General features: G+C 50.9%; 17 protein-coding genes. 9 read left to right on the top strand and 8 right to left on the bottom strand.

All coding sequences use genetic code 11. The features are described 5' to 3' along the window. Nucleotides 1–78 precede the first annotated feature (78 nt). From EDD53_RS14205 to EDD53_RS14195, 3 genes are read right to left on the bottom strand one after another with little or no spacing between them, the layout of a single operon-like run. Nucleotides 79–1,509, bottom strand: coding sequence for a sensor histidine kinase (locus tag EDD53_RS14205; protein ID WP_123794217.1), 1,431 nt, complete (start codon nucleotides 1,507–1,509; stop codon nucleotides 79–81). 18 nt (nucleotides 1,510–1,527) lie between these two features. Then, nucleotides 1,528–2,949 carry a dihydrolipoyl dehydrogenase family protein gene (locus tag EDD53_RS14200; RefSeq protein ID WP_123794216.1) on the bottom strand — a complete coding sequence of 474 codons (1,422 nt, stop codon included), beginning with the start codon at nucleotides 2,947–2,949 and terminating at the stop codon, nucleotides 1,528–1,530. Next, nucleotides 2,936–3,637, bottom strand: coding sequence for a TVP38/TMEM64 family protein (locus tag EDD53_RS14195; protein ID WP_246002412.1), 702 nt, complete (start codon nucleotides 3,635–3,637; stop codon nucleotides 2,936–2,938). Before EDD53_RS14195 ends, EDD53_RS14200 begins: the two co-directional genes overlap by 14 nt. Nucleotides 3,638–3,981: 344 nt before the next feature. On the opposite strand from EDD53_RS14195, the gene rpmH reads away from it, so the two are divergent. The 9 genes from rpmH (at nucleotide 3,982) to EDD53_RS14150 (ending at nucleotide 11,391) form a co-directional block, all read left to right on the top strand. Further along, complete coding sequence (gene rpmH / locus EDD53_RS14190) at nucleotides 3,982–4,116, top strand: 50S ribosomal protein L34 (protein WP_123794215.1); 135 nt, start codon at nucleotides 3,982–3,984, stop codon at nucleotides 4,114–4,116. A gap of 23 nt (nucleotides 4,117–4,139) precedes the next feature. Then, on the top strand, nucleotides 4,140–4,601 hold the full coding sequence (gene rnpA / locus EDD53_RS14185; protein WP_123794214.1) for a ribonuclease P protein component: 462 nt from the start codon (nucleotides 4,140–4,142) through the stop codon (nucleotides 4,599–4,601). Continuing rightward, a complete protein-coding gene (yidD, locus tag EDD53_RS14180) occupies nucleotides 4,598–4,858 on the top strand; it encodes a membrane protein insertion efficiency factor YidD (RefSeq protein WP_123794213.1) in 261 nt (86 codons plus the stop codon). Before rnpA ends, yidD begins: the two co-directional genes overlap by 4 nt. 3 nt (nucleotides 4,859–4,861) lie before the next feature. Then, nucleotides 4,862–5,755, top strand: a complete 894-nt coding sequence (gene ttcA / locus EDD53_RS14175; RefSeq protein ID WP_123794212.1) for a tRNA 2-thiocytidine(32) synthetase TtcA — start codon at nucleotides 4,862–4,864, stop codon at nucleotides 5,753–5,755. Nucleotides 5,756–5,839: 84 nt separating this feature from the next. Beyond that, nucleotides 5,840–7,369: a putative bifunctional diguanylate cyclase/phosphodiesterase gene (locus EDD53_RS14170; RefSeq protein ID WP_123794211.1), complete on the top strand. Its 1,530-nt coding sequence runs from the start codon at nucleotides 5,840–5,842 to the stop codon at nucleotides 7,367–7,369. A gap of 101 nt (nucleotides 7,370–7,470) precedes the next feature. Further along, complete coding sequence (gene yidC, locus EDD53_RS14165; RefSeq protein WP_123794210.1) at nucleotides 7,471–9,276, top strand: membrane protein insertase YidC; 1,806 nt, start codon at nucleotides 7,471–7,473, stop codon at nucleotides 9,274–9,276. Nucleotides 9,277–9,292: 16 nt separating this feature from the next. Beyond that, nucleotides 9,293–9,940: a ribosome biogenesis GTP-binding protein YihA/YsxC gene (gene yihA / locus EDD53_RS14160; RefSeq protein WP_123794209.1), complete on the top strand. Its 648-nt coding sequence runs from the start codon at nucleotides 9,293–9,295 to the stop codon at nucleotides 9,938–9,940. A 69-nt stretch (nucleotides 9,941–10,009) separates the two neighbouring features. Further along, entirely contained in the window at nucleotides 10,010–10,900 is an 891-nt protein-coding gene (gene argB, locus EDD53_RS14155) for an acetylglutamate kinase (protein WP_211331633.1), read from the top strand. Further along, nucleotides 10,900–11,391, top strand: coding sequence for a SixA phosphatase family protein (locus EDD53_RS14150; protein WP_123794208.1), 492 nt, complete (start codon nucleotides 10,900–10,902; stop codon nucleotides 11,389–11,391). The genes argB and EDD53_RS14150 overlap by 1 nt, the downstream gene beginning before the upstream one ends. A gap of 74 nt (nucleotides 11,392–11,465) precedes the next feature. Here the strand turns inward: EDD53_RS14150 and EDD53_RS14145 are convergent, their stop codons facing one another. From EDD53_RS14145 to EDD53_RS14125, 5 genes are all read right to left on the bottom strand, one after another. Continuing rightward, nucleotides 11,466–12,233, bottom strand: a complete 768-nt coding sequence (locus EDD53_RS14145; RefSeq protein WP_123794207.1) for an amino acid ABC transporter ATP-binding protein — start codon at nucleotides 12,231–12,233, stop codon at nucleotides 11,466–11,468. 15 nt (nucleotides 12,234–12,248) lie between these two features. Then, nucleotides 12,249–13,559: an amino acid ABC transporter permease gene (locus EDD53_RS14140; RefSeq protein WP_123794206.1), complete on the bottom strand. Its 1,311-nt coding sequence runs from the start codon at nucleotides 13,557–13,559 to the stop codon at nucleotides 12,249–12,251. Nucleotide 13,560: 1 nt separating this feature from the next. Continuing rightward, complete coding sequence (locus EDD53_RS14135; RefSeq protein ID WP_123794205.1) at nucleotides 13,561–14,781, bottom strand: amino acid ABC transporter permease; 1,221 nt, start codon at nucleotides 14,779–14,781, stop codon at nucleotides 13,561–13,563. A gap of 136 nt (nucleotides 14,782–14,917) precedes the next feature. Beyond that, nucleotides 14,918–15,952: an amino acid ABC transporter substrate-binding protein gene (locus EDD53_RS14130; RefSeq protein ID WP_123794204.1), complete on the bottom strand. Its 1,035-nt coding sequence runs from the start codon at nucleotides 15,950–15,952 to the stop codon at nucleotides 14,918–14,920. Between the two features lie 314 nt (nucleotides 15,953–16,266). Next, the gene (locus EDD53_RS14125) at nucleotides 16,267–16,977 is read right to left on the bottom strand and encodes an ATP12 family chaperone protein (protein WP_123794203.1); all 711 of its coding nucleotides are present in this window, start codon (nucleotides 16,975–16,977) and stop codon (nucleotides 16,267–16,269) included. Between the last annotated feature and the right edge of the window lies 1 nt (nucleotide 16,978).

The raw sequence follows: 16,978 nt of genomic DNA, 5'->3' as shown, positions 1-16,978 counted from the left end.
GGGCGATTTACCGAGTGTGGCGAGGGGGCGCAAGAGGCCATTTGCATTTTTGGTAAAAAAACTTTGTTTCTGGTCATTTTACGTGACCTCGGATGCAACGGAACTGTTTTGCTCCAAATCGAACCCCTTCGGCAAATGGATCGCAAAGCGCGTACCAGTTTCATCACTATTCTCAAGCGCCAGACGCCCTCCATGCCCCCGCACCAGCTCAGAGGCGATCGCCAACCCAAGACCAAAGCCGCCTTTGCGCGCGCCCCCTTGAAAGGGTTGAAACAGGTGCTCGCGCGCTTTTTTGGGGAGGCCGGGCCCTGTATCGACGATCTGGATGACCCATTCAGCAGGTTCTTCGAAAGTTGTCACAGCAATTTCTCCCGCCTGCCCAGTTGCCATGATCGCTTGGCGCGCATTACGCACAAGATTCGATATCACGCGGTGTAACTGTTCATCATCCGCCCGCAGGACCATGGTCGCAGGCACATCTTCGGCAAAGGACAGGTCAAAATCGCCAATCGCAAGTCGTTCGCTTTCGATCACCTCCGCCACCAGTTCAGCAATACGAACCCCTGTTAGCTTTGGAGCTGGCTCTTCAGCTTTGCCAAAAGCCAACGTCGATTCGCATAGGTTAACCGCGCGATGGATAGAGTTCACCAGCTTTGGCGCAGATCGCATCACAGCTGGATCTTCTGAGGCTTCCAAACGATCGCTAAACAATTGCGCCGTGGTCAAAATATTGCGCAGATCATGCGAGACCTTAGCAACAGCGCCGCCAAGTTGCGCCAATCTTTCTTTTTGACGCAAAGCCCCCGTGAGTTCGGTCTGCATTTCAAACAATGCCGTTTCCGCTTCGCGCAATTCTTGTATCCGCGCGGTGGGCACAAAGATACGCCGCGCATCTTCAGGCGCCTGCGTATATGATGTCATCGCGCTGACCACGTGTTTAATCGGTTTCACCATAAAAGAACGCACCACGAAAAACAGCAGCGTGGCAGTGAAAAGCGAAATAGCGGCAGAAAGCGCCAAAATGCGCACACCATAGTCTAGCATGGCAGCGCGCAAAGGCGCAGTCGAGACCGTCACCTCGATCAGCAGCCCCGCTTCTTTCACAGGGTCGCCAATCACGCGGATCACTTTATCTTCGGGGTCGATCAGCACTGTCATCGCATCTTGGATCAGCTCCAATGCAGACGCGTTTCGAAGATCGTATGTCTCATATATCTGTGCAGGGATCGGCGACGACAAAACCAATTGACGCAATTCATCGCGCCGCAAAACAACGTTATAGACTCCAGCATTGGCCAAAAGTTCGTCTTCAAGCCCCATATCAATCGTATCATTCGCTAAAAGCGCCAAAGAAGCGATTTGAGCACGCTCTAGACGGGACAGCAAAAAGTCTTCGCGGAACCGCGCAATAGAGGGCACGAAAATCATGATTTCTGCCAACATCACGAAAATGACCGTCAGCATCAAAAACCGCCCTGTTAGCGTATTTAGAAAGCGCGGAACCTTCATAAACCCTCATTTTGATTCCTATGGCAGGAACCGTTGCACCAATTTCACCACAGTTTTCACCCGAGGGCTTTCAAACAGCTTTGGAGTAAAATAGGCACCCGCCGCGCGTTTGTTAACCTCCATCAATGTAGGATATGGCGCGACCATACCAGCGATTTGTCCCATTTTCAGTCCAGATGCCGCAACCAAGGCCCAAAATGAGATCAGTTCACCCGCATCAGGCCCCACAATCGTAACCCCAACGGGACGTTTTTTAACGATCATAACCTTAATAAAGCCGCCACCAGCGCTGCGCCCAGTTGCGATAGCGCGATCATTTCCTGAAATCTCTGCACGGGTGACGGTCAAGGCATTGCCATGCGCCTCACGTGCCTCACTTTCCGTCATGCCGATCTGTGCGAGTTCTGGATCGGTATAGGTCGCACGCGGAATGTGGTGACTTGCAGCTTTGGCAGGCAAGCCAAACAAAAGCGCGCGGATCAAAACGCCCGCATGATAGCCCGCAACATGTGTAAATTGCATCCCGCCCGCAGCATCCCCGATTGCATAAACACGGCGGTTAGAGCTGCGCAATGCGGCATCAACTTTCACACCTTTCGAAGTCAGATCAATGCGAGCCTTCTCAGCATCTAAACTATCCGTATTGGCGACACGCCCAACGGCAACCAATAGATCAGTCCCTGAAAGGGTTTGACCATCTTTTAGGTGCAACTGAATATCACCAGCGCCCCCCGACACGCGTATAACAGGGGCATCTTCGATGATCGACACGCCTTCATTGCGCAACGTCGCCTTAACGACCTCAGCCGCTTCAGGATCATCACGGCCCAGCGCTTTGCCTGCATCAACAACGGTCACATCAGATCCAAGCCTGCGATGCGCTTGCGCCATTTCCATTCCGATAGGGCCTCCACCAAGAATCAAAAGGTGTTTCGGTGCAGAACGTTGTGCCCAAAGCGTTTCATTGGTCAGGAATGGCGTGTTCTTTAAGCCGTCGATTGGCGGAATAAACGCACGCGACCCCGTGGCAATCACAAAGCGGCGCGCTGTAATTTCTGTATCGCCGGCCTGCACAGTTCTGGGCGAGATAAAGCGGGCGTGAGCGCGGATAACAGTGCAGCCTAAACCTTCAAATCGCTCCTGACTGTCATGGGGCGCAATCGTGGCAATGGCGGATTGCACATGATCCATCGCGGCGGCGTAATCGACCTGTGGCGTGACGCCCGCAATCCCTGCGCCACCTTCGCGTATCACATGCGCTTGCTTGGCCGCAGACAACAAAGCTTTCGACGGGACACAGCCGTAGTTCAGGCAATCTCCCCCCATTTCACCAGCCTCGATGAGCACAACTTTTGCACCCATCTGCACAGCCCCAGAGGCAACAGACAGACCACCAGAACCCGCGCCGATGACACAAACATCTGTTTTAATCTTTTTCATATGAGCCCCCTAGGTTGCTTTTGTAGCGTTTGTAGACAATGGGCGCAGCGGACAAGGCGGCGAGCCCCAAGAGTGGCAACAGGATGCGCGGCTCGAAGAACACACCTAAATCAGGCGCACCGCCTTCATCTAGCACAGATCCAAGACCAGAACCGATAGATGTGATTACTAAGGTGCCGGGAATAATACCGATCCCAGTCGAGATAACAAACCTCCGCAAAGGGACCCCCACAAAAGCCGGCAGCAAGTTGGCGACAAAAAACGGTAAAATCGGCAAAAGACGAATAAGAAACAACATCGGCCATTGGTTGGTATCGATGCTATCTTTGACCTGCTTTATCCGCCCCGAACTTGCATCCATCTTTGCGGCAAGCCATTCGCCAAGCCCCCAACGTACGGCCAGAAACAAACAACTTGCCCCAATGGTTGCCCCTGCGACATTAAATAAAACGCCCGGAAAAGCTCCGAACAGAAATCCGCCCGCCAAAGTGGCAACTGTGGCACCTGGCAACGAGAATGTCACAACCGCGATATACAGCGCGATGAATACCGCCACTGCGGCAAAATAATGCGAATCGCGATAGGCGATCAGGGTTTCACGGTTTTGGGCCAACGCCTCAAAACTCAAAGAATCGCGAAAGACCACCGCCAAAGCGATGGCCAAAGCGACAAAGAGTGCCAGTGGCACAAAGCGCTTCCAACTCCCTTGAACACAAGGGTCTTCAAGGCCGCACGGGTCTTGTTCAATTTCGGGGCGAGAATCTGGCAAGGGCTTTCCTTTAAGGTGTTTGAGCGATAAAATGGGGCGAGACACATACAGTGGCCAGTAAAAACGCTGCATCTCACGCGACAATGACCATAGAGTGATCTTGGGATGCGAAACTGTAATAATCGAAGGAATTCTTTTACGAATATGCCTTAGGTCAATTGACAAGCCCCCCTGTCCTGCCTAAAGACTGCGCTTCGAACCTATATGCCTTCGAATCCCCTTTTTGGATTTGGGCCAGAATTTTAACCGATGGAGACGTTGCGATGAAACGCACCTTTCAACCAAGCAACCTCGTTCGCAAACGCCGCCACGGTTTCCGTGCGCGTATGGCAACTAAAGCGGGCCGCAAAATTATCAACGCACGTCGTGCACAAGGTCGGAAGAACTTGTCAGCGTAAAGTTGTGCCGAAAGGCTATGCAAATGACACCGTCGAATGCCCCCAAAGTTATGGCTCACGCCACATCGAATGGGACGCAGTCGGCGGTTTTGTCATGTTCGACACCTGAAATCACAACGCTACAAAAACGCGCTGATTTTTTATTGGCAGCTCGCGCGCGTCGTCAAGGTACGTCAAGCTTTCTACTTCAAGGTCGCAAGCGCAAAGACACCGAACCCGCCACAGGCATTCGGGTCGGCTATACTTGCTCGAAAAAAGTTGGCAATGCAGTCAAGCGCAACCATGCCAAACGCCGCCTACGCGAAGCAGCTCGCGCTGTGATTCCTGAATTGGGCTGCGATGGCTGGGATTATGTCTTGATTGGCAAAGCAGGTGACACCAGCGCCCGAGTCTTTGAAGCTTTGCTGAAAGATCTGCGCTACGCCCTGCGCAAGGTGCATGAAGACAAGCGCACAGCCAGCGCATCAAAGAGATCTCAGTCGTGACTCCTTTTGCATTTATCGTTTCTTTGCCTGTGCGTGCCTATCGCATGGTTTTCAGCCCATGGGTTGGCTACAATTGTCGATATCAGCCAACCTGTAGTGCCTATGCAATGGAAGCTTTGGAAAAACACGGTGCATTAAAGGGCGCATATCTGACAGCGCGGCGCATTGGTCGCTGCCACCCCTTAGGCAAAAGCGGCTATGACCCAGTGCCTAGTAAAAAAGCGCCTGACACAAAAACAAACGCCCCTAAGGATTAAGCCATGCTGGACGATCACGACGACATCCACCCTTTATTTCACGGGGCGCCCTCCACAACTGAATTTAAAAAACTCCGCAAGCGCATCGTACGCAATGTCCGTGAAGCAGTTGAGCAATACGGCATGATTGAACGCGGCGCAAAATGGCTTGTCTGCATGTCGGGGGGCAAAGACAGCTACACCCTTTTGGCGATTTTGTACGAATTGCAATGGCGTGGACTGCTGCCCGTTGAACTTTTGGCATGCAATCTCGACCAAGGGCAACCTGGCTTTCCTGCGACAGTCTTGCCAGAATTTCTTGAAAAAATGAAAATTCCGCACCGAATCGAATATAAAGATACCTACTCGATCGTGACCGAAAAAGTGCCAGCGGGCCGCACATATTGCGCCCTATGTTCACGCCTGCGCCGCGCAAACCTGTACCGTGTAGCGCGCGAAGAAGGTTGTTCAGCCGTTGTGCTTGGCCATCACCGCGATGACATTTTGGAAACCTTTTTCATGAACCTGTTTCACGGGGGGCGATTGGCAACCATGCCGCCCAAACTGGTCAATGAAGAAGGCGACCTGTTTTTGTATCGACCGCTTGCACATGTCGCGGAAGCAGATTGTGAAAAATTCGCAACATCAATGAATTACCCAATCATTCCTTGCGATTTATGTGGGTCACAAGACGGTTTACAACGTCAGCAGGTCAAACAAATTCTGGACGGTTGGGAAAAGAACAGCCCTGGTCGGCGCCAAGTTATGTTCAAGGCTCTGACAAACATTCGTCCAAGTCACATGCTTGATCCAAAACTGCATGATTTTTTGGGTTTGATGACAGCACAGAATCCTGCGGCCCTTGCTGCGGACGAGAAAAATATGAACAATTCTACTGAAATCCCGAAGCTGCGTTAACTCTGACGCTACTTGATAGGCGTTACTGTGTCTGTGGAATAAGCCGTGCCCCTTGCACACAGCCACGAAACAGGACGCCCAATCATGCGCCAGAACCTTTCTGCCACGCTACACTTCATGCAAATGCTTTTGTCAGGTCATCAGGCGCTGGCCTTTTTTCCTGCGGTCTGTCTAGGCGCATTTTGGCTTGGCGGTGAGGCGGCACTCATAGAAATCGCAATCTGTCTGCCTATTCTTATCACCGCTATAAACGGGGTATCGCAAAAACAGTCAGAGCAAAATTTCGACGGCCTGACCGCCCTTCCCCTCAGACCAGCTGTCATCGACGCTATGGACCAAATACTGGATGCACAGGTATCAACGGGGCGAACGACGGCATGCCTTGCCATTGAAGTTGATGATTATCGAGGAATCCAATCCACCTTTGGGGCAGAAGCGGCTGAATCCGTTTTGCGCGCTTGCGCGCACCGCATTACCGAAAGCCTACGTGATTTAGATATCGTTGCACGACTAGATGGCCCGCGATTCTGCATTGCCCTCGCGCCTGTCCGCCGCGCGGATCTGGAAACGCTCATTCAAATGGCATCGCGCCTGCAATCAGCGCTATCCGAACCTCTGTCAATTGATGCAACCAAAATATATGTTTCAGCAAGTATTGGGTTTTGCATGCCCTCGCGAGCCCCTGCGCATTCGGGCGCGGCATATTTAGACTCAGCAGAAGCGGCGCTGGCCGAGGCGCGACGTCACGGCGCTGGATCTATTCGCGCCTTTTCATCTGCAACGCTGCAAACAACGCGGGATCGTAGTTCATTGTCTATCGAGGTCAGCGAAGCCCTTGAGAACGGTGACATCATTCCATGGTTTCAGCCGCAAGTTTCCACCGATACAGGCACAGTGTCTGGGATGGAAGCGCTCGCACGCTGGAACCATCCTGAGCACGGCATAATCCCACCTGACGAATTTATTTACATGATTGAAGAAAGCGGCCTAATCGAACGCCTCGGTGAAATCATTTTATATCATGCTTTCACTGCTCTCCAAGCTTGGGATAAGGCTGGAATTGATGTTCCGACGGTTGCAGTAAATTTTTCAGCTACAGAACTTGCAAACCCCGCACTGGTGGACAAAATTCGGTGGGAACTGGACCGCTTCGAGCTTGCGCCATCTAGATTGACCGTTGAAATCCTAGAAAACGTGATTTCCTATTCCGAAAATGACACGATTACGCGCAATATCACTGCGCTTAGCCAGCTCGGCTGCGGCATTGATTTAGATGACTTTGGCACGGGGCATGCGTCGATTTCAAACATTCGTCGCTTTGCGGTAAAGCGGATCAAGATAGACAGATCTTATGTCACCCGCTGCGATATAGATCGTGAACAACAAGATATGCTAGCCGCCATCCTAACGATGGCAGAACGGATCAATTTAGAAACACTTACGGAAGGCGTTGAAACCGTCGGAGAGCACGCGATGCTCGCTCAACTTGGTTGCGGTCATGTGCAAGGGTTTTCAATTGCACACCCGATGGCATTTGATTTGACGATGGAGTGGATGGAGAATCACCGCCAAAAAATGGCGCAAACCCCTCAAATCGGACGGAAGGCCAGCTGAGCATTTTTTCACTTTCCTTGGAAAAACATCGAATTTGCTTGACCTTCGGCGCTTGGACGGGTTGAACCACCCAGACAAATTCCAACAATCAGGCGACCGTGATGGATGATCAAAACAAGAACTTGATTCTGGCTGTAGCACTCAGCGGGATCGTGTTGCTGGCATGGCAGGTCTTTTTCCCTGCGCCAACACAGACGACAGCAGTAGAAACAACTCAACTTTCCCAACCAACAGATAGTGCGGCCCCACTTTTGCCTCCAAGCACTGATGCGGGCGTTCAGGCATCTACAGATACACCTAGTCCAACAGCTGCTACAGCAGAACGCATCACGATAGATACTGATCGTCTTCAAGGATCACTTTCATTGGCAGGCGGCCGGATCGACGATCTTTCCCTGAAAGACTATACGGTCGATTTAGACAGCGATGAAATCGTAACGCTGCTTGAACCCGTTGGGGCAGAATCGCCTTACTACGCCGTTTATGGCTGGGCACCTGCCGGCGACCTACCGCAAGAATATGTTCCAAATGCCAACACGATTTGGTCTGTAGAAGAAGGGGATGTTCTAACACAGACCACACCGATTACTTTGGTTTGGGACAATGACAACGGCATGATTTTCCGCCGCACGATTGCGATTGATGATGAATATATGTTCTCGGTTGAGCAATCAGTCGAAAACACAAGTGCTGCGCCTGTTCGCCTCTCCCCCTACGGCATCGTTGCCCGTCACGGCACGCCTGACGTTTCAGGATACTTCGTGTTGCATGAAGGTCTGATTCTGCAAAGCGACGACAGCTACGAAAAAGAGACATACAAAAAGATTGCCAAATTCGACATGAATGCAGCCGAGGGTGGCAACACCTCTAAGTATACATCCGAAGAAAATGGCTGGATCGGCTTTACTGATAAGAACTGGATGACAACCTTGGTGCCACAACCTGGCCAAGCCTTTACATCAGTTGCGAAATACGTGCCGACAAAAGACACTTACCAAATCGAATCCCGCCTGCCCGTGCAAGAAGTCGCAGCTGGCGCAACCGTCACAAGCAAAACATACTTGTTCGCTGGTGCTAAAGAGTGGGAAGCGATCAAAGGTTACCAAGATGATTTGGGCATTCACCGCTTTATCTACTCCATCGACTGGGGTCTGTTTTTCTTCTTCACGCAGCCAATCTTCCGACTTTTGCACGCTATCAATCTGTTGATTGGCAACATGGGCTGGTCGATCATCGCTTTAACGCTTTTGATCAAAGGTATCATGTTCCCACTGGCCTATAAATCTTACGTTTCAATGGCTCGCATGAAAGAATTGCAGCCTGAGATGGAAAAAATGAAAGCCGATGCAGGCGAAGATCGTGAAAAACTGCAAAAAGGCATGATGGAGCTGTACAAGAAAAACAAAGTAAATCCAGCTTCGGGCTGCTTGCCATTGCTTTTGCAAATCCCTGTGTTCTTCTCTTTGTACAAAGTGATCTTTGTCACCATTGAGCTGCGTCATGCACCTTGGCTGGGGTGGATCCGCGATCTTTCCGCGCCAGACCCTAGCTCAATCCTGAACCTGTTCGGCTTGTTGTCCTTTTCACCACCCGACCCCTCATCCATTCTGGCGTTTATCAGCCTCGGCATTTTGCCAATCTTGCTGGGTATTTCCATGTGGTTACAGCAAAAACTGAACCCAGCGCCCACAGATCCCGCGCAAGCGATGATCTTTGCGTGGATGCCATGGGTGTTTATGTTCATGTTGGGCAGCTTCGCATCTGGTCTGGTTCTATATTGGATCACCAACAACACGATCACGTTTATCCAGCAATATCTCATCATGCGCAGTCACGGCCACAAGCCGGATCTGTTTGGCAACATTGCCAGATCCTTGCGCCTCAAGAAAAAGGAAGGTTCGGCCTAAGGGCCGTATCACCCATATGAAACTAACATTCCCAATTGCGGAACCAGATGCGGCGGCCCTTGAGAAGGGTCGCCTCCTCTTTTCTGGTGAAACTGATTTCCTCAAAGGTGTCGTTGCCATGGACGGCATGCCACCAGATGACAGAATCGAAATCTGTTTCGCAGGCCGATCCAACGTGGGTAAATCCACGCTGATCAACGCGCTGACAGGCCGTAAAGCATTGGCGCGTGCATCAAACACCCCCGGTCGCACCCAAGAAATTAACTTTTTCACCTGCGCGGACAGCCACTATGTGGTCGACTTGCCAGGCTATGGTTTTGCCAAAGCCCCAAAAGACACTGTCGCCAAATGGCAGCGCCTTCTGAAAGCATATCTGTCAGGTCGCGCCACTTTACGCCGCGCGTTTGTTCTGATTGACAGCCGTCACGGCGTCAAAGCGGTAGATGAAGAAATCATGAGTCTTCTGGACCGTTCCGCAGTGACCTTTCAAGTTGTGATGACGAAAGCAGATAAGGTCAAAGAAGTTGAGCGAGCGAAAAATTTAGAGCAAACTCGCGAGGCCGTTTCAAAGCACCCTGCAGCCTACCCTGAAATCATTGTGACTTCATCGGAAAAAGGCTGGGGCATTGACGTATTGCGCGCTGTGATTTCAACGCTGGAATAATTCGCCGATGCAGCCACGAATCCCGAAGGATTGGTCCGCTGCATGGCACAAACCTTGGACCCCAAAGCCATGAAGAAACAAGACATGAACAGAGACTGGATCGCCACTGCCCGCACATTGTCCCAAGCCCTGCCCTATTTGCAGCGCTATGAAGGGGCCACAGTTGTGATAAAACTTGGCGGTCACGCCATGGGATCCGATGAGGCTATGGACAGCTTTGCACGCGATGTGGTTTTGATGCAGCAAGTCGGTGTTAAGCCCGTGATCGTTCATGGCGGCGGCCCGATGATCAACAAAATGCTGTCAGACCTGAACATTAAATCCGAATTTGTCGACGGCAAGCGAGTGACTGACAAGGCAACGGTGGAAGTTGTTGAAATGGTGCTTTCAGGCCTCGTCAACAAGCGTATCGTGCAAGCGATCAACAACCAAGGTGGGCGTGCTGTCGGCATTTCAGGCAAAGATGCGAACCTTATGGTTTGCGATCAGACCAACGCCGACCTGGGCTATGTTGGTACGCCTGTCGAAATGAAGCCTGCGATCATTGATGATCTCGGCAGTAAGGGCCTTATCCCAGTGATTGCCCCTCTTGGCGCTGGCAAGAATGGCGAAACCTTCAACGTGAATGGCGATACCGCGGCAGGCGCGATTGCAGGCGCGCTGCAAGCCGACCGCCTTTTGCTTTTGACAGATGTGTCGGGCGTCAAAGGGGCCGATGGTGAAGTTTTAACTGCACTTGATTCCAATATGATCCGCAGCTTGACGACCGATGGCGTGATTGCTGGCGGCATGATTCCCAAGACACAAACCGCGCTGGATGCCCTTGCAGATGGCGTGCGCGCAGTTGTGATCTTGGATGGACGTGCACCGAATGCCTGCCTGTTAGAATTGTTCACCGAACATGGCGCAGGGTCGTTAATTAGGGATAATCTTCCCGACGAAAAGAGAACGGAACAGTAGTGGCACTGCGACTGATCCTGACGCGTCATGCAAAGTCGGGCTGGGCAGACCCGATACAAGACGACAAGGACCGCACTCTTGCAGATCGAGGGCGCGCAGATGCCGCGCGCTTGGGTCGCTGGTTGACGGACAGCGACATAGATCAGGCCATTGTTTCAACCGCTGCGCGGACACAAGAAACGTGGTCTGTCATTGCACAGATCGGCGCTATTCAAGCTGAGGCGCAAAACCTTGACGCTTTATACTTGGCGTCTTGTGATGTGCTTTTGCAAACGCTTCAGCGCGCTACAGGAAATTGTGTCCTGCTGCTTGCACATAATCCCGGCATCGGCGAACTGGCCAATCGTTTGATAAAATTCCCTGCCCCGCATTCAGATTTCGTACACTACCCAACCTGCGCGACAGCAGTTTTTGACATAGCAGCACCACGTTGGAGTGACGTGGCGCTCGGTGAAAACATCCTGCAAAATTTTTGGACACCTCAAAGTTAGGGCATATCCAACTGCGCAGCGTTTCCGCATAAAAAAGGCGCCCGCAGGCGCCTTTTATTATATTGACCGAAAGCCTAGTGACCCAAAATTTGGCTGAGGAACAGTTTTGTTCGATCAGATTTAGGGTTGTTAAAGAACTCTTCTGGCTCGTTCTGCTCAACAATTTGCCCTTGATCCATAAAGATCACGCGGTCAGCAACCTGACGGGCAAAGCCCATCTCATGCGTCACACAAAGCATAGTCATGCCTTCGTCCGCGAGCGTAACCATGGTGTCGAGCACCTCTTTGATCATCTCAGGGTCAAGGGCTGATGTAGGTTCATCAAATAGCATGATACGCGGCTGCATGCACAAAGACCGCGCAATCGCCACACGTTGCTGTTGACCACCTGACAGCATGCCTGGGTACTTGTTGGCCTGATCAGGGATCTTCACCTTTTCAAGGAAATGCATCGCCAGTTCTTCGGCTTCTTTCTTAGGTGTCTTGCGGACCCACATCGGCGCCAAGGTGCAGTTTTCCAAGATCGTCAAATGCGGAAACAGGTTGAAGTGTTGAAAACACATCCCCACTTCTCGACGGATCTTATCAATATTTTTCAGATCCGACGACAATTCGGTGCCATCAACAACGATCTGACCTTTTTGATGCTCTTCCAAACGGTTGATACAGCGGATCATAGTGGACTTGCCCGAACCAGATGGGCCAGCAATCACGATACGTTCACCGCGTTGAACCGTTAGGTTGATGTCGCGCAACACGTGGAAATCACCGTACCACTTGTTCATATTGGTGATTTGGATCGCCACTTCGTCGGCGAGATGGTTTTGAAGTTCAGCAGACATAGACAGTCTCCTTTCTTAGTGATGACCAGTGCGCAGCTTGCGTTCCAGCCACTGAGAATATTGCGACATTGAAAAACAGCAGATCCAAAAGACGAGCCCGATAAAGATATACAGCTCCCAATTGATGCCGTTCCAAGCGGAGTTCGCGCGGATAGCGTTAGATAGACCAAGCATGTCAAAGATGCCGATGAACATGACCAAAGTCGTGTCTTTAAACAGGCCGATGAACGTATTTACGATTCCAGGAATCGAGATTTTCAAAGCCTGCGGCATGATGATCAGGCGCTGAGACTGCCAGTAATCAAGCCCCAATGCATCTGCTGCTTCGTACTGACCTTTTGGCAAAGCTGCCAAGCCCCCGCGGATCACTTCGGCCATATAGGCAGATGAGAATAGCGTCACCATAATGATCACCCGCAACGTCAAGTCAAAGGCAGTGCCTGGTGGTAGGAAATAGTTCAGCAACAAAGACGCCGTGAACAGCAAGGTAATCAACGGCACGCCACGAATAAATTCGATGAAGCCCACACAAATTGCCTTTACCACCCATAGGTTCGATTGGCGGCCAAGCGCTAAGATCAAACCAATCGGCAATGATAATGCGATGCCAGAGAGGCCAATGATCACACAGATCATAAACCCACCCAAGACGCGGCTTTCAACGCGTTCCAAATCGCCAATCGGCAATGCAGACCCCAAAGCCTCACTCAATGGACCGACACAGAACATCCACCAGACTAATCCGATAACCAATGATCCAATCAGCGCCAACAAGGTCGATGATTTGCGCTCTAGTACCACATAAGAGACATAGAAAAGGACAAAGCCAAGAGCGACCAGAAGTGGCCCCCAAATTGGACCGCCCCAAACAAGCCAAACCATCAAGAATGGAAAGGCAATGGTCACCCACAACAGTTTGCGTGGCACAGATTCAAACAGAACAGGCGCAATCGCAACAAGCATCAGTACAAAGGCCACGACAGCGCGCCAGATTTCTTCGGCGGGATAGAAGCCAAATAATAATTGCTGCCAGCGTTCTGTCAAAACCGCCCAACAGGCGTAATGCGTATTGCCATAGCGTTCGTTCAAAATGTCACGGCACTCAGAAAGCGAACTTGCATTCCACACGCCCCCGAACATCCACGGCACAATGCCAGATAAAACCCAGAAAATGACGAGTAGGGAAATGATCGTCAAAATCGAGTTGAGTACGGAAGAAAACAAGTTGTCTTTCAACCACCGCACAGCACCGATTTGTGACGCAGGCGCCGGCTGTTGATCGATCATGCCTTCGCGCACGAAGGCGACGGATTTCGAATTTTTCATATTACCGCTCCTTCAGTTTTACAGAGTTGTTGTAGACGTTCATGAATGTTGAAATCGTCAAGCTGACAGCCAGATAGACCATCATCATCAACAACATGCATTCCAGCTCCCGCCCTGTGGTATTCAAAGTCGTGCCACCCAAAGTTGATCGCAAGTCCATGTATCCCACGGCCAAGGCCAGTGACGAGTTCTTTGTCAAGTTCAGGTATTGTGAAATCAGCGGCGGAATGATGATACGCAAAGCTTGCGGCAAAATCACAAGGTTCATCGTCCGTGAGGGACGCAAACCAAGCGCTGCGGCTGCCTCTGTCTGTCCTTTGGAAATGGCCAAAATGCCAGAGCGCACGATCTCAGCGATGAATGACCCTGTGTAGAATGACAAAGCCAACCACAGCGCCAAAAGTGAATTGCGAATATGCAAACCGCCAGAAAAGTTAAATCCTTTGATTTCTGGGATAGACAAGGCAATCGGGCGGCCTAGCAAAAAGAAAACGGCCAATGACGGCACAATGAAAATGCCAAGCTTGTACCAGAAATTCGGCAAAATCTGACCCGTCGCTTCAAAGCGGCGATGTGACCATTTTCCGTAAGCCCAGATGCCCAAAAGCGACAACAAGAACGTGATCACAACAAGCGCAGATCCATCGCCCCAAATAGGTGCTGGGATATATGTTCCGCGGTTTGTGACAGCAACGGAATCCCACAACCACATGTTATTCACAGCGTCTTCACCGCGGAATGAACGTGGCTTACGATCCATTTCAGACAAAACAGCGAAAAACGCCAAAATCCAAAGCAGCACAGGAATATTGCGGAAGCTTTCCACATAGAATGACATGATCTTTGCTGTGAGCCAGTTTTTAGACAAACGCAAAACACCCGCAACAACCCCGATGATCGTTGCAAGGATACAGCCTAAAAACGCAACAAGGAGCGTGTTCAAAAGCCCTACAATCGTCGCACGCCAATGAGTGGAATCGGACGAATACGGGATAAGCAATTGATTGATATCATAGCCAGCTCGATTGCCAAGAAATCCGAAATCGATGTCTTTGTCAGCGGCGGCCAGATTGATGATGGTATTATTTAGCAGATAAGCGCCGAGCCCCATTACGAGCAAGAACACAATCACTTGGATTGTCATCGACCTATAGCGAGTATCGTAAAGCAGTTGGCTGATGTGAAAACCAGCAGCCTTTGGTGGGTCTATCATTGTCGTCATTGTAGACTGTCCCCCATTTCCCCGAAGTTAGCGCAAAATTCGATGGGAAAAATCCTATCGTTTTGGCCATTTTGTTTTTTGATCTGTAGATATGAAAAGGGCGCGGAGTGATCCGCGCCCCCTTTGTCATTAGAACCTAGCGGAAGGGTGGGGAGTAGATGAGGCCACCATCAGTCCACTGCGCGTTCAAACCACGTGCAAGACCGATTGTTGTGCTTTCGCCAATGTTCGCTTCAAAGCTTTCACCGTAGTTGCCTACTTTGGTGATGATGTTCAAAGCAAAGTCATTTGGCAAACCAAGCATCGCACCAAGCTCACCTTCACGACCGAGCAAACGGTTGATTTCAGGGCTATTCGTACCGTTTTCAGCCATTTCAGCCGCATTCGCAGATGTCACACCCAATTCTTCAGCAGCAACCATCGCGTTGAATGACCAACGTACGATATCTGCCCATTCAGAGTCGCCGTGGCGTACAAGTGGGCCGAGTGGCTCTTTAGAAATGATTTCTGGCAAAACAACGTAGTCGCCAGGTGTTTCAAACGCAGAACGTGCAGCCGCAAGTGCAGATGCATCCGTGGTGTAAACGTCACAAGCGCCAGCCAAGAACTGGTTTTGCGCTTCTGTGAAGCTTTCTACTGGAACTGGTTCATAGTCCAGCTCATTGATGCGGAAGAAGTCTGCAAGGTTAAGCTCTGTTGTTGTACCTGTTTCGATACATACAGTCGCACCTTCAAGTTCTTTCGCAGAAGACACACCAAGATCTTTTGGAACCATAAAGCCCTGACCGTCGTAGTAGTTTACACCTACGAAATCGAGTTTCAGGTCAACATCACGCGAGAATGTCCATGTTGTGTTACGTGCAAGCAAATCGATCTCGCCAGAAGACAGCGCTGTAAAACGCGTCGCTGAAGTCAAAGGAGTGTACTCAACTTTTTCTGGATCGCCAAAGACAGCCGCAGCAACAGCGCGACAGAAGTCGATGTCAAAGCCCTTCCACACGCCGTCAGCGTCTGGGGCAGCGAAACCGGGTGTACCAGTGTTCACGCCACACTTAACAGCGCCGTGTTCTTGCACAGCAGCCAAAGTTGCAGAGCCAGAGCTTTGAGCCATGGCGCCAGTTGCAACAAGCCCTGCGGCAGCCAAAGCGCTTACAAATGCAGTTTTATTCATTTTTACCTCTTCCTGAGTTCACGTCGATACAACGCTAGTCCAACCTTGAGTGGCTGGTAATTAAGACGGGAGGCAGTTCACAGCCTCTCCTGCGCTCAAGTTGAGAGGAATCATCACGTATCGTCAAGGCTATGATCAAAGATTCGTATGCAAAATAGGCATTTGCTTTTTTCTTAGGCTATAGCAGCGCAATCTATAGCTGATGCAATTTTAGCATCAATTTACAGCACACCACAGTATACAAATCGCAGGCACAAGCATTTCCCTAATTTTGTTGCCTAAAATCAGGCCTGATCGCAAAAACTGGGGTATCTCTATTTTTGCGCCATGTGGAAAAAACGATAGGCGTGAAAAAAACTGTCTCTTTTTATCTCAGCGATTGACGTAGCGTCGTCATCAGCGCCCCACTGCGAAATTTGGAATGTTTCATCAATGCGCGAGCGATCCCAGAGGTCTTTTTCACTGTAAATTGATTCGGTTGCAGCCAAACCCAAGGCTAGTGATCCCGTCAAAGCCACAAGATCATGAAAGGCGGACAGTTCAAATTCGGTGAACCCATGCACGTGCTGGCGCAACAGATCAAGTGACGCTTGATCTTGCGGGACGGGCATCACACCTTCACGCGTCTGCAAAGCGGCACCAAATCGATCTTTCACCCAAGCGATAATAGGATCCCATGCTTCAGCCTGCATCGCGACAAGTTCGCGCGGATAGCTGGCACGGTAACACACAAGATCACTATCGCCGTATTCCGACAGCATATCAGCGACCTCAGCATGTTGAATGCGCACCTTGTCGATTGCCGCATTAGCCCCCCGCGTGAAGGGCATTGAATTTGGATCGATCTTACCCTCTTGGGCATCCCATTCGATACGGATGTGTTCAGCTAAATCCTGCGTCGGCACAACCAAAAGCGCTTTGGCTGGCGTGCGCACATTGCGCCCATCTAGCAAAACCGTAAAGCCGCCCTCAACAGGGGCCACTGTTGTCTCTTTCCAAAAGCGCTTTGCCTCAAAATCCGCCATG

This window comes from Pacificibacter maritimus (assembly GCF_003814915.1).
In the GTDB taxonomy this organism is placed as follows: Bacteria; Pseudomonadota; Alphaproteobacteria; order Rhodobacterales; family Rhodobacteraceae; genus Celeribacter; species Celeribacter maritimus.
Note: the sequence above shows the minus strand (reverse complement) of the source record. Positions and strands in the feature narration are given on the sequence as shown.

Coding starts and splice junctions, on each gene's coding strand:
- EDD53_RS14200 (WP_123794216.1), bottom strand. CDS start 2,949: ATGAAAAAGATTAAAACAGATGTTTGTGTCATCGGCGCGGGTTCTGGT.
- EDD53_RS14130 (WP_123794204.1), bottom strand. CDS start 15,952: ATGAATAAAACTGCATTTGTAAGCGCTTTGGCTGCCGCAGGGCTTGTT.
- rnpA (WP_123794214.1), top strand. CDS start 4,140: ATGACACCGTCGAATGCCCCCAAAGTTATGGCTCACGCCACATCGAAT.
- EDD53_RS14135 (WP_123794205.1), bottom strand. CDS start 14,781: ATGACGACAATGATAGACCCACCAAAGGCTGCTGGTTTTCACATCAGC.
- EDD53_RS14170 (WP_123794211.1), top strand. CDS start 5,840: ATGCGCCAGAACCTTTCTGCCACGCTACACTTCATGCAAATGCTTTTG.
- EDD53_RS14140 (WP_123794206.1), bottom strand. CDS start 13,559: ATGAAAAATTCGAAATCCGTCGCCTTCGTGCGCGAAGGCATGATCGAT.
- rpmH (WP_123794215.1), top strand. CDS start 3,982: ATGAAACGCACCTTTCAACCAAGCAACCTCGTTCGCAAACGCCGCCAC.
- ttcA (WP_123794212.1), top strand. CDS start 4,862: ATGCTGGACGATCACGACGACATCCACCCTTTATTTCACGGGGCGCCC.
- EDD53_RS14145 (WP_123794207.1), bottom strand. CDS start 12,233: ATGTCTGCTGAACTTCAAAACCATCTCGCCGACGAAGTGGCGATCCAA.
- EDD53_RS14125 (WP_123794203.1), bottom strand. CDS start 16,977: ATGGCGGATTTTGAGGCAAAGCGCTTTTGGAAAGAGACAACAGTGGCC.
- yihA (WP_123794209.1), top strand. CDS start 9,293: ATGAAACTAACATTCCCAATTGCGGAACCAGATGCGGCGGCCCTTGAG.
- EDD53_RS14205 (WP_123794217.1), bottom strand. CDS start 1,509: ATGAAGGTTCCGCGCTTTCTAAATACGCTAACAGGGCGGTTTTTGATG.
- yidC (WP_123794210.1), top strand. CDS start 7,471: ATGGATGATCAAAACAAGAACTTGATTCTGGCTGTAGCACTCAGCGGG.
- argB (WP_211331633.1), top strand. CDS start 10,010: ATGAAGAAACAAGACATGAACAGAGACTGGATCGCCACTGCCCGCACA.